Raw genomic sequence first — 23,479 nt, 5'->3', positions numbered from 1 at the left:
CGACCAGACACTCGAAGCAATGGCACACGTCGAACAGGGCCGCACCAAAGCCGGCAAAGTCGTGATCTCCATGACCCCCGACAACAACTGAAATCGAGCAAGGAACAGAGCCGGCCGCAGGCCGCGCCCGGCACACCGCGCCACGCCGCTCCACCTTGGCCTGACGCGAGTCACACATCCGTCGCGTCGAAGTTGGACACGTAGGCCGGCTTGCCGGAGGGCGGCGGGCGGAGGGCGGCGGGCGGCGGGCGGCGGGCGGCGGGCGGCGGGCGAGCCACCGTGGTGCCATCCTCACCGCGCAAGCCAGGCCGAGGGGTTCGCCAGTCCCGGCCTGGAGTACGTGGATGTCGAGGCTGGCCTCCGCCGCTCCGGGTGCCTAGGCTCCCTTCGCGCCGGTCCGTTCCCGGACGGAGTCGAACAGTGCCGTCAAGGACGGGCTCTCGGCGAGGCTGCCCAGCAGAGCGTGCAGCGACTGCCGTTCCGTGCTGTCCAGGTCGGTGAGAATGTCGCCGTCGAGAGCGACGAGTCTGCGGTTGAGGTCGTCCAGAACCTTGCGTCCCTCGTCTGTGATGTCCACGGCGTACCGACGCCGGTCCTGCGGATCTCTCGTCCGCTCGGCATATCCGGCCCGCTCCAGGTCATCGAGGCTTGTCACCATGGTCGCCGGGTCGATACGGAGGAACGAGCCGAGCGCCAACTGCGGCATCGCCCCGTTGTCGGCCAAAGCCTGCAGAACGCTGTAGTGGCGCACACGTAGGCCGGTCTCACCGATGCCCTCCTCGGCGAGCCTGAATGCCACCTGCCCCAGCTTGACCAGCAAGCAAATGGTGTGTTCGGCGACCTTCCCCGGTACTAGCGGAGCCTCGGACATCGTTTATTCCACCCATGGTTAGTTATGCGTACGATTCAGGTCCATCGTACGAGACAGCCGTGGTAGGGGGCGGGCCACAGGCGGCGCTCGAAGGACGAGTGGCCGAGGCCAGTCCGGCTTGGCCACCCGTAGCGCCGTCCGATGAAGACTCCCTTCGCGCCGTGCGGTCAACCGGCGATGTCCCGGCCGAAGATCTGCCGGGCGATGACCCACTTCTGGATCTCATTGGTGCCTTCGTAGATTTCACCGATCTTGCTGTCCCGGTAGATCGCCTCCACAGGGACGGATGTCCCGTCGGCACCCAGCTCACGCGCGAAACCGAGGCCTCCGAACGCCTGGACGGCATCGCGAGCCATGTCGACCGACAGCTTGGTGGCGTAGTGCTTCGCCATCGCGGCCTCGGGATCCGGGGATGGGTTGCCGGCGTCCAGGCGCAGGGCGGCCTTGGTGTACAGGGAGCGGGCGTTCTCGATCTCGGTGGCCCGTTCGGCGAGCAGGAACTGCCAGTGCTGGTTGGCAGCCACCGGCTTGCCGAAGGTGTGTCGTGTCGAAAGGTGGGCCACCGTGTGGTCGAAGGCCGCCTGTGCCATTCCGACCGCGGCGGCCGCGATGCCGATACGGCCGCGGGTCAGGGTCGAAAGCGCATGACGCAGCCCGTGACCCTCGGTACCACCGAGGAGGTCGTCGTCGGAGAGCCGCACATCGGTGAACCGGATGTCGGCGGTGAGCTGGCCACGGTTGCCCATCTTGCGATCGGGAAGGCCGACCTGCACGCCCGGAAGCGTCGTGTCGACGATGAACATGCTCAGTCGCGTGCCGGTGCGGGCGAGAACCACGACGAACCCGGCGACGGGAGAGTTGGAGATCCATCGCTTGTGGCCGTTGAGCACCCATCCGGCCCCGGTGCGTACGGCCTCGGTCTGGACCACTTCCGGAGACAGGTCGCTGGAGGCATCCGGCTCGGTCGTCGCGAACGCGCCGACCACCGAGCCGTCGGTGACCTTGCGCAGCCATCGCTGCCGCTGCTCCTCTGTGCCGTTTCGCAGGGCGTTGCCCGCCAGGATGCAGTGCACGTCGAAGACGGCCGCCATGCTGCTGGAGTAGTAGGCCAGTTCCTCGATGGCCACGGTGGTGGCTGCTGCCGGGTGGCTCAGTCCGTCGCCCCCGACATCGCCGCCGAAGGGAATCCGGAAGACCCCCGCCGACGCGAGCGCGTTGAACACCTGCCAGGGGAAACCGTCTGTGCGTTCGTCGCCTCCTGCGATCGCCGCGGCGTGCGGTGCCACCTCACGTTCTGCGATCTTGCGCACCGAGGCGCGGACGGTCTGCGTTTCCTTGGGGGCGAGTAGCTCGTGGTAGAGCCGGTCGCTCTGCCGCTCCGGAGTGAAAGTCATATGTGGACCATATCATTAGCGATGCATATCATTAGTGGTGCAACCAACTTCGGAGATCGGAGATTCGATCATGACCCTGAACCGGAACCTGGCGGGCAGGACCATCCTCATGTCGGGAGGCAGCCGCGGCATCGGACTCGCCATCGCCCTGCGTGCGGCTCGTGACGGTGCCAACGTGGTGATGCTCGCCAAGACGGCGGTGCCGCATCCGAAGCTCGAAGGCACAGTCCATACCGCGGTGGAGGAGATCGAGCGAGCCGGCGGCAAGGGGCTGGCCGTTGTAGGCGACGTCCGCAACGAAGACGACGTGCGCACCGCAGTCAACGCCGCGGTCAGTGCTTTCGGCGGCATCGACATCGTGGTGAACAACGCCAGCGCGATCGACCTGTCGTCGTCGGAGCGGCTGGACATGAAACGCTACGACCTGATGCAGGACATCAACACCCGCGGCACGTTCCTGCTGAGCAAGGCCGCGATTCCCCACCTGCGCCTGGCGCAGAACCCCCATGTCCTCACGCTCTCCCCTCCGTTGAACCTGGCACCGCGCTGGGTGGGAAAGCATCTGGGGTACACGCTGTCGAAGTACGGCATGAGCCTCTGCACCGTCGGACTCGCGGAGGAACTCGCATCCGACGGCATCGCCGCCAACTCGTTGTGGCCGCGCACTCTGATCGACACGGCCGCCGTACGCAATGTGGTCGGCGGTGCGCAGCAGGCCCGCAGCCCGCAGATCATGGCCGACGCCGCGTACGCCGTTCTTACGCGTGACGCGCGCCAGTGCACCGGCAACTTGTTCGTCGACGACGAGGTCCTGCTGGCCGAAGGCGTCACCGATCTGTCCGTCTACAGCCCTGCGGGCCTTGAAGGTGAACTCGCCCTCGACATATTCGTCGACCCGGCCTGAGCACGCCCGGTACCGAGGTCAGCGGACCTCGGTACAGGCGGCCGATCGCCGCCGTGGTGACAGGACGGGGGACCGCGGAGCCGGTTCAGATCTTCTCGCCCCGCTCACCGTGGCGGAGATCCGGTGATTCCTCACCGCTGACCCGTCCGTGCTGACGCACCCGCGAAGCACCGACTCCGATCATGACGGCGTCGGGGTCCGGGACAGGTGCCGTTGACGCAAACGACGACACGGGTTACCGGACCTCGGGCCCCGAATTCGCAAACAGCGAGCACGCTCGGGACTTCGAAGAGAAATATCGGGTGAGAAAAACATCAGCCGGAAACAGGTGAGCCCTACCGCCGATACCCGGATCCGCGTTTATTCCGCCGGAAGCCACCGCCCCCAGGGCGAACCAATCGCGGGAACCGGCCGGATGGAACAGCGCCGGAAAGGGAATGAGACGTCGGCTCACCTTGCTGAGGCGTTTGCGGAGTACGTCACTGTTCTCCGTCGGCGACACGCTGTCTCCTTGCTCTGCCGGATCGTCCGCGATCCGGCTTTGGAGTGTGCCGACCCCACCGGCGGGGAACCAGCGACCGTCGTACATCTGGCACGCCGCGGACGTGGCATGCGACTATCCCGCAAGAAGGAAAGACGTCGTGAGGATGCCCGGATGGGACTGAAAACCGTCGAGCGCCTCGGTGACCTGCTCACGCTGTTCACAGTGGCCCGGCCCGAGTGGAGTCTCGCGGAGGTCACGCGCGAACTCGGGGTGCCGCGCTCCACCGCCCACGGGTTGCTTGTCTCGGTCGCCGCCATCGGACTGCTCCACCCGGTGGGGCGCGGCCGGTATCGACTGGGCCCGCGCATCACCGAGTTGAACGCCGTCCGCATGCGACGGCGCGACGTCCGAGAGGCCGCGGTGGGAGTGCTGCATTCGCTGACCGCGGAAACCGGGGAGACCAGCAACCTGGGTGTACTCGTCGGCTCCGCCGTCCTCTATCTCGACTCGGTGCCCGGCCATCATCACGTCAGCGTGACCGGCGCCCACCCCGGTACCCGGGTCGCCGCCGCCCGGACCGCGATAGGCAAAGTCCTCCTGGCGCATCAGGCGGAGCCTCGGGTGACCTTGACCGAGGAGCGAGCCGCCGAGGTACTCGCCGGGACAGGCCTGCAACGCAGGGAAGCCGAGGCGATCCGCAGGGACGGCATTGGTTACGATCTGGGAGATGTGTCGCCCGAGATTCGATGTCTGGCAGCTCCGATCCGGGACGAGGTGGGCACAGTTGTCGCGGCCGTCAGCATCTCGACAACCTCCGCCCGCTTCGCCCGCCACCACGACCGGCTCGCCGAACACCTGAAAGAGGCGGCCATCGCACTGAGTGAGCGGCTCCGATCGGACCATGCCTGAGCTGTCAGCGAACGGCGGAACACGGCTCCAGCACTTCCCATGAAGCCCGTTGGGTGATGCCCTATTCCGATCCGGCGGTCACGCTCAGCGGAATCCGGACTCAGCCATAATGCCCGCAGGCGATTGAACATGCTTTCCGTGCCAAATATTTGGACACCGAACGGGTTCACCTCATGTCAACCGCCGCCGGCGACGGCCGCCAGCGGTGAACGAACTGCCGGACGCGGATGTCGCGTTGCTTTTGGACCAGCTCGGCATGTCTGTGAGGAGCGCCAGGCTGGTCGGCGTCGGCTCCCGGCTGACCGATCCGGTCCGCTTCGCGCCGGATCCCGTACCTCCTCATGGAATCGGAGCAGTCGCGGCCACCCCTTGATGTCCAGGCGTGCTGCCGCTACGAGCCGGGCGAGTCGTGGGTGATCGTGCCAAATTCGCGGCCGACGCATCCGGTCGCGCCGGCTCTACCGGATCCGGACGCCACCCGCCGGCCTGTTGGGCGATTGGGCCGCCCGGTACCAATGACCCGACTCCTTCACGCGACGCCACGAAGACGCGATGACGCCCGCGTAGGGACTGCGGCGCTGCCATCTGCCCCGGCGTGGCGCGCCTTCCCAGGTCGGCGCATCCGCCCCGTCCCGCGGACCCGGCCACGCGGGTCGCGCCCGAGCCGGACGCCCGAGTCGAAGCCCCGAGCCGTGGCGAGAGCGGCTGCGGCTGGCGTCACCGGCCGTCGGCGGACACTGACAGTTCCGGAAGGATGCTGGGCAGCACAGCGGCGAGGGCCCTGCGGGTCACTTCCTCGATCAGGCCAGTTGCCGGCACGCGGGTCAACAGGGCCCGCGTGGTGTACCAGTCGAGCAATGGCACGGTCTGCGCTGTGTAGACGTCCAGGCGCTTACGGACGGTCTCTTCCCTGTCGTCGTCACGTCTCCGGAGGGCGCCTCCGCAGTTCTGGCAGTAGTGCGCTTCGCTGCCGTCCACCGGGTCAGCGTGCAGGATCCGCCCGCAGTCGCCACAGACGCGCCGACTGGCCAGTCGTTGCACGACATGATCGTCCGGGACGTCGAAGGCGAGAACGCGGTCCAGCGCGATGCTCTGCGCCGTCAGGGTCTGCTCCAGCAGCTCCGCCTGTCGCACCGTGCGGGGGAAACCATCCAGGAGGAAGCCCGAGGCCGCGTCCTCCTCGGCGAGGCGGGCAGCTGTCATCGCTGTCGTCACCTCGTCGGGTACTAGGGCGCCGGTTTCCATGTATTCCCGGGCTCTGAGGCCCAGTGCCGTTCCTTCCGCGACGTGGGCGCGGAACAGGTCTCCAGTGGAGATGGCAGGTATGGACAGGCGCTCCGCGAGGACCCGGGCCTGTGTTCCCTTGCCTGCTCCGGGTGGACCTATCAGGACGATGCGCATGGTTTCGTTCTCCTGTCTGTGGATGGGGCGATGGTGGGGAGCACGAGATCTGGCCCGTTCAGGTCGGATCCCAGGTGGAACGACCAACCTCGCGGATCGTTTTGCACGCTCACCGGCGTGCGAAGCTCAGCCGTCATACCCTGCAGGCGGGGTTCGGTCAGACGCAGGCGCTCCTGCGGCGCCGACGACATGCCACCGGACTCGGTCAACTGAAGTTCCTCCCAGATCACCGCCATCTGCCGGTTCCGAGCCCCAAGCGGTCCAGCCGCCGTGGCGAGGGACATGGTGTCGATCTCTGCATCCGATGCTCTGGTGAGAGCAGCGAATCCCCACCGCGCGCGGAACGCGTACTCGCGAACCGCGTTGCGAGCGGGGGTCGGCGCGCAGTGCTCGGTGCTGCTCACAGGCGGGTACTCCCTTCTCGGTGCGGGCAGACGACAGCAGGCGGCGATCGTTGGACATTCCCCGGATATACCGGCGCGAGTAACGGAACCTGCCGGGCGAGAGGCAGCAGTGCCCGCCGCGGCTCGGGCCGGTGACGCCAGGACTCAACTTTGCCCCGGTCACACGCAGGCGGAAGGTGATGTTCTTCATGTCCGGGTTCCCAGGATGTGTGCCTTGGGCCTGCCGACAGGTTCCGGTTGCCCGTGCCCGGGAACTCAGCCCTGGGACGGCGGTACGCTGCCTCCGTCCAAGACCGTCAGGCCGGCAGGCAGGCAGGTCAGCCGTGCGACGAGTACTGCCAGGCGGGACTGCGGTCCTTGTCGACGAGGGCCGCGCGCACACCCTCCAAGAAGTCCGGCGTGCGGATGGTGGTGCGTGTAAGGGCGAGTTCGTTGCCCAGACATGCGCGCAACGTCTGTTCTCTGCCCCGGGACAGCAAGGCGTGAGTGATGTCCAGGCTCTGCGGCGAGGCCGCCTCCAGGGCGGCTCGCGTCTCTGCCGCCCACGGGGTGTCGAGACGGTGCAGGCGTCTCTGTATCTCAGCGAGGGTGGGGGCGCCGAACACCCAGTCCAGGTCCCCGCGTATCTTCGCCAGTTCGCTCTCTGCCACCGGGGAAGGGGTGGCAAGACCTTTCAACACGATGTCCACCGGGCCTTCGGAGTTGTCGGCCAACGCGTTCGTGACCGTGCTGAGCCCGTCTCCCGGGATGAAGTGGGTCGCTAGCCCCGTGTACAGGGCGTCGGCCGCGTCAAGCCGGTGCCCCGTCAGCCCCAGGTACATACCTGTTGCGCCAGGCAACCTGGGCAGAAAGTAGCTTGCCCCTACGTCCGGAAAGAACCCGATGCCTGTCTCGGGCATGGCGAGCACCGTGTTCTCGGCGACGACGCGGAAGGTGCCGTGGACGGACAGGCCAAGGCCGCCGCCCATACACAGGCCGTCGATGACGGACACGACCGGGACGGGATACTCCGCGATCCGGGCATTGAGCCGGTACTCGGTGGCGAAGAAGCGCTCGCTGGCCTCGGTGTCCCCGGCGAGGCTGTTCTCACGGATCGCTCGGATGTCTCCGCCGGCGCAGAACGCCTTCTTGTCGGTGCTGGCGAGCACCACGGCGGACAGCTGTCCGTGCTCCCATGCGGCGAGCGTCTGGTCGATTGTGGCGACCATGTCCGTCGTCAGGGCGTTGAGCGCTTTGGGACGGTTCAGCAGAATCCGGCCGACGCCTCGATGGACGTCCGTCAGAACGTCGGCGGCAGCGGCCTCAGCCATGGATCGGCATCGAGTACTCGGCGCGCAACTGGCTGTCGTCGGGCCAGCGGGTGGTGGCGGTCTTGTAGCGGGTGTAGAAGCGCACGCCTTCCGGACCATGGATGTGATGGTCACCGAACAGGGATCGCTTCCAGCCACCGAAGGAGTGGAAGGCCATGGGCACCGGGATCGGCACGTTCACACCGACCATGCCCGCCTTGACCTTTGCAAGGAAGGTGCGGGCGGTGTTGCCGTCGGCCGTGAAGATCGCCGTACCGTTGCCGAATTCGTGGTCGTTGACCAGCTTCAGTGCCTCGGCGAACGACTGGGCGCGGACCATGGCCAGCACCGGTCCGAAGATCTCCTCCCGGTAGATCCGCATGTCCGGCGTGACGCGGTCGAAGAGGGAGCCGCCGAGGAAGAAGCCGCCCTCGTGTCCGGGGAACGCGAGCTGGCGACCGTCGACGACCAGCTCGGCGCCTTCCGCGGTGCCGACGTCGAGATATCCGGCCACCTTGTCCAGGTGCGCCTTGGACACCAGCGGGCCCATCTCGACTCCCTTCTCGGTACCGGGGCCGACCTTGAGCTCGGCGAGAGCCGCGACAAGACGCTCGCGCAGAGCGTTCGCGGTGTCCTCGCCCACGGGTACGACGACCGAGATGGCCATGCACCGTTCGCCCGCCGAGCCGTAGGCGGCACCCATCAGGGCGGCGACCGTCTGGTCGAGGTCGGCATCGGGCATGACGACCATGTGGTTCTTCGCGCCTCCGAGCGCCTGCACGCGCTTGCCGAGCGCGGAGGCCGTCCGGTGGACGTACTCGGCGATCGGGGTGGAGCCGACGAAACTGACAGCCTCGACGTCGTCGTGCGTGAGGAGGGCGTCCACCGCGGTCTTGTCGCCGTGCACGACGTTGAACACGCCCGCCGGAAGCCCTGCTTGCGTGAGTAGCTTGGCGAGTTCGACGCTGAGGGTGGGGTCCTTCTCCGACGGCTTCATCACGAAGGTGTTCCCGCAGGCCAACGCGACGGGAAACATCCACATGGGGACCATGGCGGGGAAGTTGAAGGGCGAGATGCCCGCGACCACGCCGAGCGGCTGGCGCAACGACACCGCGTCCACCGCGCGGGCGACGTTCTCGGAGAACTCCCCCTTGAGCTGCTGCGGGATACCGCAGGCGAACTCGACGACCTCGAGGCCGCGGACGATCTCGCCCTTGGCGTCGTCGAACACCTTGCCGTGCTCGGCCGTGATGATCGCGGCGAGCCGGTCCGTCTCCCGCTCCACGAGGTCCCGGAACCGGAACAGAATGCGGGACCGGATGTGCGGTGGGGTGGCGGACCAGGTCTCGAACGCCTCGGCGGCGGCTTGGACCGCGGCGCCCACGTCGGTCGCCGTGCCGAGGGCGACGAGACCGGTCACCTGGCCGGTGGCCGGGTTGTACACCTCACCGCGATGCTGGGCACCGCGGTCGTCGAGGTGACCGGAGATGTAGTGGTCGATGGGTGCGGGGGTGCTGGCTGTGGTGGTCATCGCGTCTCCTGGGCGGGTGGGAAATCAGGCGTAGATCTGGGAGTAGAGGCTCTGGATCTCGTCGATGGTGGGCACGACGGGATTGTTGGCGGGCGACCCGGAGGCCAGAGCCTGTTCCGCCATGAGAGGCGTCAGACGGGTCCATGCCTCCTGGTCGATGCCGTAGTCACGGGGTGTGGGGACTTCCAGGTCGTGGCAGAGCGTCCGGAGAGCTTCGACGAGCTTCTCCGCGGCCCGGGTGTCGCTGTCCGAGGCGGTGGCCGCCCCCAGAGCGCGGGCGCAGTCGGCATACCGGGCGGGAGCCGCGGACACGGAGAAGGCGGTCACCGCGGGGAACAACATGGCGTTCGACAGGCCGTGGGCGACGTGGAAGTGCGCGCCGATCGGGCGGCTCATGCCGTGGACGAGCGCCACGCTGGAGTTCGAGAAGGCAATGCCGGCATAGGTGGCGGCGAGCATCATCGCCTCGCGGGCCTCGGCGTCCGCGCCGTGCGCGTAGGCCTGGCGGAGATGGCGGCCGATGCTGGTGATCGCTGTGAGGGCGAGGCTGTCGGAGAAGGGGTTGGCCTTCCGGCTCACGTACGCCTCCACCGCGTGGGTGAGGGCGTCGATACCCGTGTCGGCGGTGAGCCGGGGCGGCATCGACATGGTCAGATCGACGTCGATGACGGCGGCGAGTGGCAGGAAGGACGGGCCCAGACAGAGCATCTTCTCGTTCGTGACGCTGTCGGTGATGATCGTGAACTGAGTTGCTTCGGATCCGCTGCCAGCCGTGGTCGGCACCGCTATCACCGGAAGTGCCGGGCCGAGGTTGGTCCGTGGAGCCTTGTAGTCGCGCATGTGACCGCCCTGCACAGCGAGCAGGGCCAGGGCCTTGGCGGTGTCCAACGGGCTGCCGCCGCCGAACCCGATCACGGCATCCGCCTTGTGGTCCCGCAACGCCTTCAGTCCCGAGGCCAGAGAGTCGGTCGTCGGGTCGGGCACCGTCTCGGAGAAAATCCGCGGGTCAAGACCGGCGCCTTTGAGCGTCACTGTCAGCCGCTCCGCGGCGCCCGTACCCGCCAGGAAAGCGTCCGTCACAACGAGGGGCCGTCTCAGCCCAAGTCCCGCGACGACGTCGCCCAATTCGTTGGCGGCGCCGGGGCCGACCCGCATGATCCGTGGCAGGGACAGGCTGACAGACATGACGAACCCCTAGACGAGAAGGAGGGCAAGTGGGAGCGCTGCAACTGTTCGACTGTGCGTCAACGCCGATGTGCGCTCAAGCCCCAATGCCGCACGACCGGATCTGCAGAAATGCAGATAATGTGGAGTCATGCACTCCCGCTCCACCTCAGGCGAGGAAGAACCCGTCCCACGGTCGCAGCCCGGCCGCGACGGCATCGACCCTCGCAGGCTGCGCGCGGACGACCTGCGCTATCTGCTCGCGGTCGCCCGCACAGGGCGGCTGGTGACCGCGGCCGACGCACTCGGTGTGGACCACACGACCGTCTCCCGTCGGATTGCCGCGCTGGAGAAGAGCCTCGGAGTGCGGCTGATGGAACGGAGCACCGAAGGGTGGACCCTGACCGACGCCGGAAAGGCCGTCTCGGAAAACGCACGCGCGATCGAGGACGCCCTCGCCCGCGTCGCCGACTCGGTGTCCGGACACGAAGCGCCCTCACTCCACGGCACCGTGCGGGTGAGCGCGCCCGACGGATTCGGGACCGTCATAGCCACCCCCGCCCTCGCTCGTGTACGTCTGCGCCATCCCGGGTTGCACGCCGAGCTCATCACGGCGACACGGCAATTGACCTTGCACCCGTCCGGCTTCGATCTCGCCCTGGCCATCGGCAGGCCCACGGGCAGCCGACTGGTGACCGAACACCTCACCGACTACACGCTGGGGCTGTACGCGAGCGACGGCTACCTCGCCAGATGCGGGTTCCCCGAGACGACCGCGGACCTACGGAAACATGCCCTGATCTTCTACATCGAGTCGATGCTCCAGGTCGGAGACCTGGACATCGAACGCCATCTGCCGGGAGTCACCCCCGCGTTCTCCTCCACAAACGTCTTCGCCCAGCTGGAAGCCACCTGCCTGGGCACCGGTATCGGCGTATTGCCGGCCTTCCTCGCCCACCGGACACAGCTGCGGCGGCTGCTGGCCGATGAAGTCGACATCCGGCTGCCGATCACGCTGGCCATGCGACGGGAGGCGGTCACCAGCGCCGCGGTGCAAGCCGTTCGCAATGCTCTGCGTCAAGAAGTCACCGACCGTAGCGCAGAACTGCTGCAGAGCTGAGAACCCCGTCTGCCCACTGTGGCCCCCCGCAGCGGACTCTTCACCCTGCCCAGGCCGGTTCCGCGCTCCGATGCAGGCCGATCGCCCAGAAGGTCTGTCGGCGGAAGAGATCCTCGGCCAGTACCAGGACGACGAGTTCGGTAACGGCCATCCGCAGCGCCATGGACTCTCCGCGATCGGTTGGTGCGGCAAGACGTCCGGGCGAGACCGTTGCCGAATTGACTGACGCCCTCCTCCATGGACGTCCACGAGTCCTGCCGAAGGGTGAAGTGCGCCCTACAAGGAGTCCTGGCCGTACGGCACATCCGGGTGACGCGCCTGTCGGCCCGGCAGGCCGAGGTGCGTGCTGGCCTGCCGGACCGGTGTCCCCACCGATCGGGGGTGTGTTCTGGTGCGCTTCAGACGACCATCCACTGCTGATTCGCACCGGCGGTGCAGCTCGACTGGTCGAGGGCCGTGCCGTTGGCGGTCGACGCGCCGGCGACCTCGAGGCACTTTCCGCTGTTGACGTTGGTGAAGGTGACGTATCCGCCGATCACCGCCGTCCTCGTCCACAGCTGGTGAGAGGCTCCGGTGCACGTCGACTGGACGGCCACCGCTCCGTCGGCGGTGGAGGCGCCCGAGATCTGCAGGCATTTACCGCTGTTGACGTTGACGAGCTCGTAGTTGGAGCCGACGGCAGTGGAAACCCACTGCTGGTTGGTCCCGGAGTTGCAGTTGCCGGAGTTCACCGCCGCCCCGTCCGCGGTGCTCAGGTACCAGACGTCCGCGCACTTGGCGCTGTTGCGGTTCAGCAGGTGGTTGTTCGCGGCCCCGAGCGGACTGGCGATGACGGGCCAGCCGTTCGCGAAGGTCACCTGCCGTATGTCGAGGGTTTCCTGCCCCGAGTTGTCGCCGTCGTAGTAGTGGTAGGCGAGGAACTTGGACGTTCCGTCATCGTAGGCGTCCGCACCTCCGGCGGCCACCTTGGGGTAGGCACCGGTGAGAACGGTGGTGCCGCCGCCGGAGGCCATGTCCGTGCCGCTCTGGTCGAGGTACGGTCCGGTGATGCTGGTGGACCGGCCCACCACCGTGTAGTAGGTGCTGTTGACGCCATTGCAACAGTTGCCCTTGGAGCCGAAGAGGTAGTAATAGCCGCTGTCGAGGATGATGGTCGGGTTCTCGATGCCGACGGCGATGTGCCAGAGGTTGTTGTCGGTGGTGGACAGCTTGCCGGTGGACTGGTCCAGTACGTGCATGTAGGTGCCGCTGCCGGTCCAGGAGCCCCAGGAGATGTACAGACGGCCGTCGGGTCCCCAGTCGACGTTGGGGTCGATCGGGTAGTTGACGTCCGTGACCATGCCCTGGTCGGTCCAGGGACCCTCGATGTTGGTGGCGGTGGCCAGACCCATCACGGCGTAGCTCGTGCCCCAGAGCGAGCCGGCGTAGTACAGGTGGTAGACGCCGTTGAAGTACTTGATATCCGGGGCCCAGATGTTCGGCGGGGTCGAGCCGAGTTTGGCGGTGATCCAGGACGGGGTCGATTCCCAGACGTTGCCCACCTTGGTCCATCCGGTGGCCGGGGTGGCGTCGCAGGTCTTGCGGATGGTGATGGATCCGCTGGGATTGAGGGGGTCGTTCTCGAATCCGGTGGAGAAGCCGTAGTAGCAGCTGCCGACCTTGACGACACTCGGGTCGTGCATACGGAGGTCACCGCTGAGGGCCCGGGCGGGCGAGGCGCTGACGAAACCGAGAACGGTCAGGAGCACGACCATGATCGCGGCGAGGACGGGACGGCCGGGCCGTCTGGATGTTCCGGTGTGTGGCTCTTCGGTGTGATAGTCGGTCACGCGAGACTCCTTTGTTTCGCTGTGGTGTTGACACGAACCTTCAGCCCGCGTGCGGGCTTCGGCTCACGGCCGCCGCCCCGGTACGCCCCCGTCCTGTCGGGCGGGTTCGATGCGGGCCTGGATGGCGGTCACTCGTTGGCCGGGCCGACGGCCGACCTCGAGATGGTGGTGGCCCCGGTCGGCAGGTTGGTCACGCCTCCGCCAGGCCACTCGATCCGTGCTGTCGCTCCGGTGGGCACGGTCGTCTCCACGGTGAGTTCCGATTCCCGCAGCTCCCACCGGATCGCCACGCGGCCGTACGGCGACTCGTGAGCGGCGCTCGCCCAGGTGATGCCACCGCCGGGACGTGGGCGGAAGACGATGTCGCGGTAGCCCGGCGCACTCGCGCTGAGCCCGGCGACCGTGGTGTGCAGCCATTGTGCGACCGCGCCGAGTGCGTAGTGGTTGAACGAGGTCATTTCGCCGGGGTTGACCGTGCCGTCGGGCAGCATGCTGTCCCAGCGCTCCCACACGGTGGTGGCGTCGTGCTTGAGCGCGTACAGCCACGAGGGGCACTCCTGCTGAAGGAGCAGGGAGTAAGCGGTGTCGTCATGGTTCGCGGCACTCAACGCGGGTGCCACCAGCGGTGTGCCGATGAAACCGGTCTGGATGGTGTGCCCGCCGGCCTCGACCAGTGCGGCCAGACGCTCCCCTGCCCTGTCCCGGGCTGCCGCATCGGGGAGAAGGTCGAACCGGAGGGCGACGGCGTAGGCGGTCTGGGTGTCGCTGGTCATCAGGCCGCCAGGCAGCACGTACTCGTCGGCGAAGGCCTGCCGGACGCGTCGCGCGAGGTCCTCGTAGCGGACCCGCTCGTCCGCACGCCCCAGGACGTCGGCGGTCCATGCCACATGTCGCAGGGACCAGGCGTAGTACGCGGTGGCGATCAGGTGCCGGTCGGTACGTCCGGCCCCGGGGTCGTCCGGTGGAGCAAACGGGTCGAGCCAGTCGCCGAGTTGGTAGCCGCGGTTCCACAGGCCCGACTCGTCGGCGAGTTCGGTGATGAGGTCGACCCACCTACGTGCGGTCTCGTACTGAGCAGCGAGCAGCCTGGTGTCGCCCGAGGCCTGGTAGAGATCCCAGGGAGTAAGTGCTACGACGTCTCCCCAGCCGGCGCCCGGTCTGGCCGGGGTCCACTGCGGGCCCCCGGGGATCTCGGGCACATACCAGGGGACGGTCCCGTCGTCGTGTTGCTCGACGGCGACGTCGCGCAGCCAGGACGTGAGCATGCCGTGGCAGTCGTAGAGGAAGGCTGCGGTGGGGGCGAAGACCTGGATGTCGCCGGTCCATCCGAGCCTCTCGTCACGCTGCGGGCAGTCGGTGGGGATGTCGACGAAGTTGCCGCGCAGGCTCCACACCACGTTCTCGTGGAGCCGGTTGACCTGTTCGTTGGAGCACTCGAACCAGCCGGTTCTCGTCATGTCGGTGTGGTGGACACGGGCGACGATGTCGCGGTATGGGTCGCCGCCGCGCCAGCCGGTGATCTCGGCATAGCGGAAGCCGTGGAGGGTGAAGCGCGGCTCCCAGGTCTCTGGAGCGCCGCCGCGCAGGATGTACCGGTCGGTGGAGAGAGCGTCGCGCAGCGGGCGTACGCACAACTCTCCGTCCTGGAGCACCTCGGCGTGCCGGATGACGACGGTGTGTCCGGCCGGTCCGTCGACGGTGACGCGGACCCGTCCGACGAGGTTCTGGCCGAAGTCCACCAGGAGACGGTCGCCGTCCAGAACGGTCACCTGGGTCGGGCTGATCTCCTCGGTGCAGCGCACCGGCGGGCCGGTGGGGGCGACCAATGTCGCCGGATCCCTCGTCACGACGTCCACGGGCGACCAGCCTGTGTCGTCGAAGCCAGCGCTCGACCAGCCTGGCAGTTCGTCCCTCGCGTCGTAGGTCTCGCCGTCCAGCAGCCCCGAAGTGACGATCGGTCCCTGGCCGGCGTGCCAGGAGGAGCCGGTCTCGATGACGGTGACGGTACCGTCGCGGTGGACGATCTCCAGTTGGGCTATGAGCGCGATCCGGTCGCCGTAGAGGTCGGCGTGACCGCCGCCGAAGCCCAGCCGTCCGCGGTACCAGCCGTCGGCCAGCCAGGCGCCGATGGCGTTGGCTCCCGCGCGCAGGTGGTCCGTGACGTCGTGGGTCTGGTAGCGCAGGCGGTGGTCGTAGCTGGTCCAGCCGGGAGCGAGCGCGTGGTCGCCCACCCGTCGGCCGTTGATCTCGATCTCGTAGAGACCGTGGGCGGTGACGTACAGCCGCGCGCGCTCCACCTCGGCGCCGACCTCGAACTCCTTGCGCAGCAGCGGCGGGCGGCGCTCAGTGGCCGGCCGCTCCGGCCCGTGCGGCGAGATCGCGTGCGCTGTCCAGTCCGCCGGTGTCAGCAGGCCGGCCTCGATGTGAAGCAACGGGCTCCACTCGCTGGTCACCTGGCCGGCTCCGCGGACCCGCAGGCGGATCTCGCAGCGTTCGCGGGATGCCAGCGGTGGCAGGGGCCAGGGGACGAGCACGGAGTCCCGGGAGGTCACCCAGTCGGTGCGGTGGGTGCCGCCGGCGCGGGTGGCCTCGATCTGGTAGGCCTGCTGCGTCCAGCCGACAGGTGCGGTGGTCTTCCAGGAGATCCGGGGCGATGACTCGCCGATGCCGAGGGGCTCCCGGTGGTGTTCCGCGGTCGGCGCGGCCACCGTGGGTATCCGCTCGCGGCTCATCCCTTCACCGCCCCGGCGGTCAGGCCCTTGATGATGCGCTGGTTGATCAGCAGGTAGAGCACCAGGGCGCCGACGACGTTGATGCTGATCGCGGCGAACAGCGGGCCGTAGGACGTCTCGCCGTACTGGCCGGTGAAGTTCAGCAGTCCGACCTGGATGGTGCGCAGGTCGTCGTTGGTGGTGAAGGTGAGCGAGATGAGCAGGTCGTTCCAGATGAAGAAGAACTGCACCAGCGCGACCGTGAAGACGGCGTTGCGGACGACGGGGAATCCGATCCGCCAGAAGGCGGTGAGCATGCCGGCCCCGTCGAGGGTGGCGGCCTCGAAGATCTCGCGCGGGACGGCGCGGAAATAGGTGGCCATCATGAAGACGGTGAGCGGGAGGCCGACTGCGGTGTAGGTGATGATCAGGGGCCACATCGTCCCGGACAGCCCGGTCTGGAAGTACACCCGGAACAACGGGAGCAGGATCATCTGGCTCGGCACCATGATGCCCACCAGGAAGACAAGGAGGACCTGGTGGCGGCCACGCCAGATCATGACCTCCAGGGCGAAGCCGGCCGCGGTACCGAGCACGATGATGAGCGCGAGCGAGGGCACGGTGGCCAGAAGGCTGTTGCGGACGTAGAGGGCGACGTGCCCGGTCGTCCACGCCTCGGCGTAGTTGTGGAAGTCCCACTTCCCCGGAAGCGACCAGGCGGGGTCGTTGACGAACTCGGACTGGGTTTTGAAGGAGCTGAGCACCAGCCACAGCAGCGGCGTCACTTCGACGGCTACCAGCAGGACGACGAGCAGATTGCGCGTCAGGCGGCGGGCGTACGCGCGCCCTTGCAGGGTAGTGGCCCGGGGGCGGGCGAGGAGTTCTCGCGACGGTGCCGTCAGGGAGTCGGTCATGGGAGTTCAGCCCTTGGTCAGGTCGCGGCGCGAGAAGCGGAAGATGACGAGGGTGACGCCGAGGCAGACGACGGTGAGCAGCGAGGCGATGGTGCTGCCGTAGCCGTAGTCGCCGTAGGAGAAGGCGGTGCGGAACATGTAGAGGGTCAGGGGCGTGGTGTCGCTGCCCGGTCCGCCGTTGGTCAGGGCGAGGACCGAGTCGAACACCTTGAGGGTGCCGTTGATGCTGAACACGACGGACGACAGCAGCACGGGCGCGGACAGCGGCAGGACGATGTGCCGGATCAGGCGCCATCCGGTGGCGCCGTCCAGCCGCGCCGATTCGAGGGTCTCGTCGGGTATGTCGAGGAGCCCCGCGAAGATGAGGACGCCGTAGAAGCCCATGGAGCGCCAGACGTCCATGACGACGAGGACTATGAAGGATCCGCCCGCGCTGGCGAACCAGTCGCCGTGGTGGATGCCGAGGCCTTCGAGGGCGATGTTGGCCAGGCCGTTCTGGGGCGCGACGGCGAAAAGCTTCTGGAACATCAGTGCCACGGCGACCGTCGGCAGGATCACCGGGAAGAACACGAGCGTGCGGACGACCGCAGACGACTTCCGCAGGACGAAAACGTAGAGCAGGGCCAGCAGATAACCGCAGAGGACCTGCCCGACGGTGACGACGATCCCGTACTTGAAGGTGAACCACAGCGCCGAGTGCGCCTGCGGGTCGTGCCAGAGCTTCTGGAAGTTGCCCAGCCCTCCGAAAGTGAAGCCCTCGATGACGTTGCCCTTGAAGAAGGTGTAGCCGAGGGACCAGCCCATCGGCACCAGCATCACCAGCGTGTACACCAGCAGTGCCGGACCCAGCAGGACGGCGATGGCACGGCGGTCTCCCAGAACTGAACGCATGACGGCTCTCTCACGAAGGGGTGGGTGCGGCGGATCGCGGTGGGGCGGGAGGGGTCAGCCGTTGTCGAGATCGGCCTGGACCTTCGTCATGAAGTCCTTGGCCGAAAGGGTTCCGGTGACGAGCGGCGCGGCGTTGGTCTGGCTGGTCTCCGTCGCCTTCGTGTTGAACAGCGCCTCGAACCACAGGGTGCTGGTCTTGGTCTTGGTGATGGTGTCCTGCACCGTCTGCGTCAGCGGGGGCAGGGTGCCGGTGTCACCGTTCGGCCTGAACCCGGAGACCGTGCCCTGATCCTTCAACGAGGCGGCGCCGTAGTTCTTGGTGATGCAGGACAGCCAGTCGCCGACCTTGGCGTTGTACGACTTGGCGGAGACGGCGACCGGGAGGCCGACGTTGGCCGGGATCTGGTCCGCGCTGCCCTTGCCGCCCGCGACGGTCGGGAACGGCATGAAGCCGACGTTGTCCGCACCGATCTTGTTCTTGGTCTTGTCGTTGAAGTCGCCGAGTTCCCAGCTGCCCATGTAGAACATGGCGGCCTTGCCGGTGAGGAACTGCTGAACCGCGGTGTCGTAGTCGATCGATCCGACGCCCTTGCCGAAGTAGCCGGCCTTGCCCAGGTCGGCGATGGCCTGCGCGGCCTTCACATAGGCGGGGTCGGTCAGCTTGGCCTTGCCGTCCGCGACCGCCTGCAGGGCGTCCGGGCCGAGCTCCCGGTAGAGGTAGCCGCTGACGAGACGGGTGAGCGGCCAGCCGTCCTTGCCGTCCGCGGCGAACGGGGTGACACCGGCGCCCTTGAACTTCGCGGCCGCCGCGACCAGTTGGTCGTAGGTCGCCGGGGTGGCGAGGTGGTGGTCGGCGAAGAGCTTCTTGTTGTACCAGATGCCCTCGATGTTGAACTGGTAGGGCATGACGTTGAACTTGCCGTACAGGTTCTGCACGGTCTTGACGGCCGCCGGCTGGATGTCGCCCCAGACGCCGAGGTCCTTGAGCGTCTTCTCCAGGTCGAGGACCTGCCCGGCCTTGTCCAGGGTCTTGGTGAGCTGCGGTGTACCGCCCGCCGCGAACTGCACGGGCAGGGCGTTCTGGCCGGCGAGCAGCTGGACCTTCTGGTCGACGTTTCCGATCGGCAGCGTCTGGATCTTCAGCGGCAGAGCCTTGTCCTGCGCGGCGCATGAGCCCTTGCCCAGCGCGGTGAGCTCCTGCTGAACGATGTGGTTGTCGTCGTTGATGGTGAGGGTGAACGCCTTGGCATCGCTGCTCGAGACGCTCCCGCCGCCGCAGGCGCTCAGCAGCAGGCTCGTGGTGGCAGCGGTCGCCAGGAGGGCGATACGGCGGGTTCTGAGGGTCTTGTGCACGGGTTCTCCTCGGCACACGGAGCGTTGAAACGCTTCAATGTAGGGATGCCGGGAACCTATGACCCGTTTGGGCGTGTGTCAAGGATCTGTCGCGGATGTTTCCGAAGCGCGACGCAAGGCCGCCGGAGCGGTCGTCCGGAGGAGCGACCCCGGGGCGAAGCGACAAGCTGCTGGTCAGGCACGGTGCGCCGACATTAAGTGCGGCGGGCGCCCTCGGACTGCCACCCGAGCACGCCGGCATGGAGGATCCCGCTCAGGCGCCGACACGCTCAACGCGAACAGCGAGCCGATCCTGCCGATCCGCTCCGCGCGTCTCGCGCATGTCCCCTTGATGCGCTGGCTACGGGCCGTCAGAGAGGCGCGCTGGCGCGGACGATCAACTCCGGCTCCAGCACGACGGTGGCATGACGATGCTGCTTACCCGCGGCCACCTCGTCCATCAGCAGCCGGATCGCTTCCTGCCCCATCACGCGACCGGGCATGTCCACCGCGGTCAGCGGTACGGCCGCGGTGCCCGCACCACGGTTGTTCTCGCAACCGACGATCGCGATCTGCTCCGGCACCCGGACCCCTGCCACAGTATGCAGCTCGTGGATGATGGCATTGGCCAGCTCATCGGTGACGACGATCAGACCGTCCGGCAGATCACCCGGTGCTCGCCGCACGAGATCCCGCCCGATCACATGTCCGTGGGAAGCGGTCAGGCCGACACTGTCGATCTCCTCCAGGGTGACGCCGGGACCCGCCTCCTCGACCGCCGCGCGCACCCCGCGACGGCGGTCGCGTACGGGCTGGTAGTCGTCGTGCGCGACCACGTACGCCAGGCGCGTGCGTCCGGTGTCGATGAGATGGCGGGCCGCGAGGTATCCGACGTGCTCGTTGTTGACCAGCACCGAGCAGCACGTGCCCGGTCGCGGAGCGTAGTTCAGGAGCACAACCTGACGCCCGTGCGAACGGATGCGAGCGATGCCGACCGAGGAGTCCTGCATCGGAGCCAGCAGCACACCCGTAACCCGGGACTCGTCGAAAAGATCCAGGTAGTCGTCCTGAAGCGTCATGTCGCACGCCGTGTTCGCGAGCAACAGGTTCTGGCCGATCGCGCGGGCGGCGTCCTGAGCACCGTGCGCCATGTCGATGAACAGGGAGTTCTCGATGTCCGCGAGAACCATGCCGACGCTGTTGGTCGAGCCCGACACCAGCGACCTGGCGGCGTCGTTGCGCACGAATCCCAGCTGGCTGATGGCTTCGCGGACACGCTGCGCCGTCCCGGGGCTCACCTTCCCTGGATGGTTCAGGACGTTGGAGACGGTACCAACCGAAACGCCCGCGGCATCGGCGACGTCCTGCATGCTCGGACCAGCATGCCCCTGCACTCGCGGACGGGCGGTTGCCACAGCGCTCCTCGACCTCCGGTCTCATCCAACCCGAGACCGCGGGGCACTCGTAGTGACCGGGGCTGTCGCGGGCAGGCAGCAGAATACATGATGCGCGTTGAAACGCTCTAATGATAACGCCCGAGCACGCCTTCCGGCTACTGAATGGCCAATCGATAAGACCAGGTCACAGGACACCGCGACCCTCGCACGCCCGCAGACCGTCAGCCAACCGAGGCGACCGCGCAGCACCTGTGAACGCCGACGCGGCTGAAGGGTTGATCTGGGGAATCACGACCTCCGGTCTTGACGACTCGCAGGGAGCGTGCAAGCCTCCAACCGGCAACAGATTGAAACGCATCAATCGAGTGGTTGCCGATCTGCCGTACCACGGCATGCAGAAACGCCCACGGAACCCTCGTGGCCGCACGCCCCATGTCCTGGTCCTGGTCCTGGTCCTGGACAGAACGCCTGGCCCGCGCCGGCCGACGGGCCGGTTCCCGCTTGCATGCCGTCTTCTCGCATCACCTCTCAACGGCGAGGGAGTCTCGAAAACATGCCCAGAAGACGAAACGCGTTGGCGAAGGCCGCTGTCGTCGGCGCTACCGCCGTGCTGATGTCCTTCACAACGTCGACGCTGCCCGCCGGCGCCGTGACCTACAGCGGCGGCACCATGTGGCAGCCGCCGAGCGGAGCGCCGTCCTATGGCTCGCTCTACGCCCATGCCATCAGGCTCCAGCAGAGCACCGACTCCAACGGCACGCTCCTCGCGTCCTTCGAGCAGTACTCGGGCAACGGCATGCCGGTGTACCGCAGCACCGACTCGGGACACACCTGGACGCAGATCTCCACGATCAACGACCAGGTGAACTCGTGGAACAACATCCAGCTGGAACCTGTGCTCTACGAGCTGCCACAGGCGATCGGCTCGTTCCCGGCCGGGACGATCATCGCGGCAGGCGACTCCATACCCACCGACAACTCCAAGACCAAGATCAACATGTACGCCAGCACCGATCACGGCGTCACCTGGTCCTTCGTGAGTTCCATCGCCACCGGCGGCAAGGCCGTCGACACCAACGGGAACACCCCGGTGTGGGAGCCGTACTTCATGGTGGCGAACAACAAGCTCATCGCCTGGATCTCCGACCAGCGCGACCCGGCGCACGGCCAGAAGCTGGCCCACTTCACCACCACCGACGGCGTCAACTGGTCCTCCGAGGTCGACGACGTCGCCTACCCCGCCTACGCCGCCCGGCCGGGCATGGCGATCGTGGCCCGCCTCGGCAACGGCAAGTACATCCTCACCTACGAGTACTGCAACGCTCCAAGCGGCGGCTGCCCGGTCTACTACAAGATCGCTGACGACCCGGAGAACTTCGGCTCGGTGACCGGGGTGCAGCTCATCACCACGGACAACCACAAGCCGGACGGCGACCCGTACGTCACCTGGCTGCCCGCCGGCGGTCCGAACGGCACTATCGTGGTGCAGGCGTACAGCGATCAGCAGCTCTATGAGAGCTCCGACAACGGCGCGACCTGGGTGCGCATGTTCTCCAACACGATCCAGGGCTACAGCCGCGGCCTGCTCCCCCTCGCCGACGGCAAGAGTCTGCTGGTCACCAGAGGCGGCGCACTGGTCACCGACGGCACCAACAAGGTGACCTACGGCATCGACGACTACGGCGGTGGCATCTCCACTGGCGCCACCTACAAGATCCAGAACAACCTGAGCTCCCAGGTGTTGGGCGTCCCCAACGCCAACACCGGATCCCAGGTCGTCCAGGCACCGGACAACGGAACCTCCGACCACAACTGGCAGTTCCAACTCCAGAGCAACGGGTACTACCGCATCCTCAACACCTTCAGCGGCAAGTACCTCGCCGTTCCCGGCGGCTCGTTGTCCTCCGGCACCGGTGAGATCCAGTGGACGTCCACGGGCGGCGCCGAGCAGGACTGGGCGGTCAAACCTTCCCCCGCCGGCGGGTACACCATCACCAACCGGCGCAGTGATCTGGCGCTCACCATGGCCACCGACTCCGGCGGCCAGACCTCCACGAACGAGCAGGTCACCCAGGCCCCGCTCACCTCGGTAGCCAACCAGCGGTGGAACCTCGTCCAGACCGCGGCCCCGGACTTCGGCAGCGGTCAGTACGTCATGGCCAACGTCAACAGCGGGAACTACGCGGAGACGGTCGGCAACGGCAGCGGCACCCAGGCCGACCAGTACCGCAATGTCAACCACCCCGACCAGTACTGGACCTTCACCCAGAACGGCTCCTACTGGACGATCACCAACCTGAACTCCGGTGACGTCCTGGACTCGGCCGGGAACACCGCCAACGGCAGCGCGGTCGTCCAGAAGCCGGCTTCGAGCGCGACCTCCCAGCAGTGGTCACTGACCGACACCGGCGCAGGCAAGTACCAGGTGATCAACCGCGCCAGCGGACTGACCCTGGCCGTGGTGGGCGCGTCGACCAGCAATGGAGCCCTGCTCGACCAGGAGACCTCGTCGTCGGCGTCCTCTCAGCAGTGGACGATCACCAAGATCAACTAGCTGGTTTCCGAACAGGCGGCTCCGGCGGAGACGACCACGTCAGTAACGCGTCCGCGATCCGGTCCGGCACCGCTCGTCCGTCTCCCGCTCGTCCGTCTCCCCCTCGACCTGCCCGGGCCGTGGCATCCAGGCACCTCCCCGCTACGGGCACTGCCGGCCCGGGCCGTCGAGTCACCGGTACCGGGCCGGAAGGATGATGTGCCGACACCGGCACCCACAGCGCCGCCGAGGTGTTCGCGGCGGCGCGATGGTGTGCCGGTCCTCAGGTGGTGGGGGGGGGGGGGGGCCCCCACCCCCCCCCCCCGTCACTTAACCGGCCCAGGCTCCCCGGTCGGGTTACCCCCCGCGCCGCACGCGGCCCCCCCGACCCCGGAAAACGC

Annotated in this window: 18 protein-coding genes; 4 read left to right on the top strand and 14 right to left on the bottom strand. The window is 67.4% G+C overall.

What is annotated here, in order from left to right:
• Positions 1 to 376 precede the first annotated feature (376 nt).
• Both ACIRR9_RS54390 and ACIRR9_RS54385 read right to left on the bottom strand, forming a co-directional pair.
• On the bottom strand, positions 377 to 871 hold the full coding sequence (locus ACIRR9_RS54390; protein WP_403769048.1) for a MarR family winged helix-turn-helix transcriptional regulator: 495 nt from the start codon (positions 869 to 871) through the stop codon (positions 377 to 379).
• 167 nt (positions 872 to 1,038) lie between these two features.
• On the bottom strand, positions 1,039 to 2,265 hold the full coding sequence (locus tag ACIRR9_RS54385) for an acyl-CoA dehydrogenase family protein (RefSeq protein ID WP_403769046.1): 1,227 nt from the start codon (positions 2,263 to 2,265) through the stop codon (positions 1,039 to 1,041).
• Between the two features lie 70 nt (positions 2,266 to 2,335).
• Here ACIRR9_RS54385 and ACIRR9_RS54380 point away from each other — a divergent pair, with 70 nt between their 5' ends.
• On the top strand, positions 2,336 to 3,169 hold the full coding sequence (locus ACIRR9_RS54380) for an SDR family oxidoreductase (RefSeq protein ID WP_403769043.1): 834 nt from the start codon (positions 2,336 to 2,338) through the stop codon (positions 3,167 to 3,169).
• A 511-nt stretch (positions 3,170 to 3,680) separates the two neighbouring features.
• Entirely contained in the window at positions 3,681 to 4,562 is an 882-nt protein-coding gene (locus ACIRR9_RS54375) for an IclR family transcriptional regulator (protein WP_403769041.1), read from the top strand.
• Positions 4,563 to 5,279: 717 nt separating this feature from the next.
• On the opposite strand, the gene ACIRR9_RS54370 is transcribed toward ACIRR9_RS54375, so the two are convergent.
• The 5 genes from ACIRR9_RS54370 to ACIRR9_RS54350 form a co-directional block, all read right to left on the bottom strand.
• On the bottom strand, positions 5,280 to 5,963 hold the full coding sequence (locus ACIRR9_RS54370; protein ID WP_403769038.1) for an adenylate kinase: 684 nt from the start codon (positions 5,961 to 5,963) through the stop codon (positions 5,280 to 5,282).
• A complete protein-coding gene (locus ACIRR9_RS54365) occupies positions 5,948 to 6,367 on the bottom strand; it encodes a hypothetical protein (protein WP_403769035.1) in 420 nt (139 codons plus the stop codon). Before ACIRR9_RS54365 ends, ACIRR9_RS54370 begins: the two co-directional genes overlap by 16 nt.
• A gap of 317 nt (positions 6,368 to 6,684) precedes the next feature.
• Positions 6,685 to 7,677: an enoyl-CoA hydratase/isomerase family protein gene (locus ACIRR9_RS54360; RefSeq protein WP_403769032.1), complete on the bottom strand. Its 993-nt coding sequence runs from the start codon at positions 7,675 to 7,677 to the stop codon at positions 6,685 to 6,687.
• A complete protein-coding gene (locus tag ACIRR9_RS54355; protein WP_403769029.1) occupies positions 7,670 to 9,187 on the bottom strand; it encodes a CoA-acylating methylmalonate-semialdehyde dehydrogenase in 1,518 nt (505 codons plus the stop codon). Before ACIRR9_RS54355 ends, ACIRR9_RS54360 begins: the two co-directional genes overlap by 8 nt.
• Before the next feature lie 24 nt (positions 9,188 to 9,211).
• On the bottom strand, positions 9,212 to 10,372 hold the full coding sequence (locus ACIRR9_RS54350; RefSeq protein WP_403769026.1) for an iron-containing alcohol dehydrogenase: 1,161 nt from the start codon (positions 10,370 to 10,372) through the stop codon (positions 9,212 to 9,214).
• A 130-nt stretch (positions 10,373 to 10,502) separates the two neighbouring features.
• Here ACIRR9_RS54350 and ACIRR9_RS54345 point away from each other — a divergent pair, with 130 nt between their 5' ends.
• Entirely contained in the window at positions 10,503 to 11,471 is a 969-nt protein-coding gene (locus ACIRR9_RS54345; protein ID WP_403769023.1) for a LysR family transcriptional regulator, read from the top strand.
• 40 nt (positions 11,472 to 11,511) lie between these two features.
• Here ACIRR9_RS54345 and ACIRR9_RS54340 read toward each other — a convergent pair whose 3' ends face one another.
• The 7 genes from ACIRR9_RS54340 to ACIRR9_RS54310 all read right to left on the bottom strand — a co-directional run bounded on the left by ACIRR9_RS54340 (position 11,512) and on the right by ACIRR9_RS54310 (position 20,518).
• Entirely contained in the window at positions 11,512 to 11,634 is a 123-nt protein-coding gene (locus ACIRR9_RS54340) for a hypothetical protein (RefSeq protein WP_403769020.1), read from the bottom strand.
• A gap of 235 nt (positions 11,635 to 11,869) precedes the next feature.
• Positions 11,870 to 13,300 (bottom strand): family 43 glycosylhydrolase, encoded by a 1,431-nt coding sequence (locus ACIRR9_RS54335; protein WP_403769017.1) that lies wholly within the window; start codon positions 13,298 to 13,300, stop codon positions 11,870 to 11,872.
• Between the two features lie 128 nt (positions 13,301 to 13,428).
• On the bottom strand, positions 13,429 to 16,032 hold the full coding sequence (locus ACIRR9_RS54330) for a family 78 glycoside hydrolase catalytic domain (protein WP_403769014.1): 2,604 nt from the start codon (positions 16,030 to 16,032) through the stop codon (positions 13,429 to 13,431).
• Positions 16,029 to 16,925 (bottom strand): carbohydrate ABC transporter permease, encoded by an 897-nt coding sequence (locus ACIRR9_RS54325; RefSeq protein WP_403769011.1) that lies wholly within the window; start codon positions 16,923 to 16,925, stop codon positions 16,029 to 16,031. Before ACIRR9_RS54325 ends, ACIRR9_RS54330 begins: the two co-directional genes overlap by 4 nt.
• Positions 16,926 to 16,931: 6 nt before the next feature.
• A complete protein-coding gene (locus ACIRR9_RS54320; RefSeq protein WP_403769008.1) occupies positions 16,932 to 17,816 on the bottom strand; it encodes a carbohydrate ABC transporter permease in 885 nt (294 codons plus the stop codon).
• 54 nt (positions 17,817 to 17,870) lie between these two features.
• Entirely contained in the window at positions 17,871 to 19,169 is a 1,299-nt protein-coding gene (locus ACIRR9_RS54315) for an ABC transporter substrate-binding protein (protein WP_403769004.1), read from the bottom strand.
• Positions 19,170 to 19,519: 350 nt separating this feature from the next.
• Positions 19,520 to 20,518 carry a LacI family DNA-binding transcriptional regulator gene (locus tag ACIRR9_RS54310; protein WP_403769001.1) on the bottom strand — a complete coding sequence of 333 codons (999 nt, stop codon included), beginning with the start codon at positions 20,516 to 20,518 and terminating at the stop codon, positions 19,520 to 19,522.
• 580 nt (positions 20,519 to 21,098) lie between these two features.
• On the opposite strand from ACIRR9_RS54310, the gene ACIRR9_RS54305 reads away from it, so the two are divergent.
• Positions 21,099 to 23,099 carry an RICIN domain-containing protein gene (locus tag ACIRR9_RS54305; RefSeq protein ID WP_403768998.1) on the top strand — a complete coding sequence of 667 codons (2,001 nt, stop codon included), beginning with the start codon at positions 21,099 to 21,101 and terminating at the stop codon, positions 23,097 to 23,099.
• The last annotated feature ends 380 nt before the right edge of the window (positions 23,100 to 23,479 follow it).

The organism is Streptomyces sp. NPDC101234 (assembly GCF_044767525.1).
Taxonomy (GTDB): Bacteria; Actinomycetota; Actinomycetes; order Streptomycetales; family Streptomycetaceae; genus Streptomyces; species Streptomyces sasae.
The sequence above is the reverse complement of the archived record's forward strand: the minus strand, read 5'-3'. Positions and strand labels throughout refer to the sequence as shown.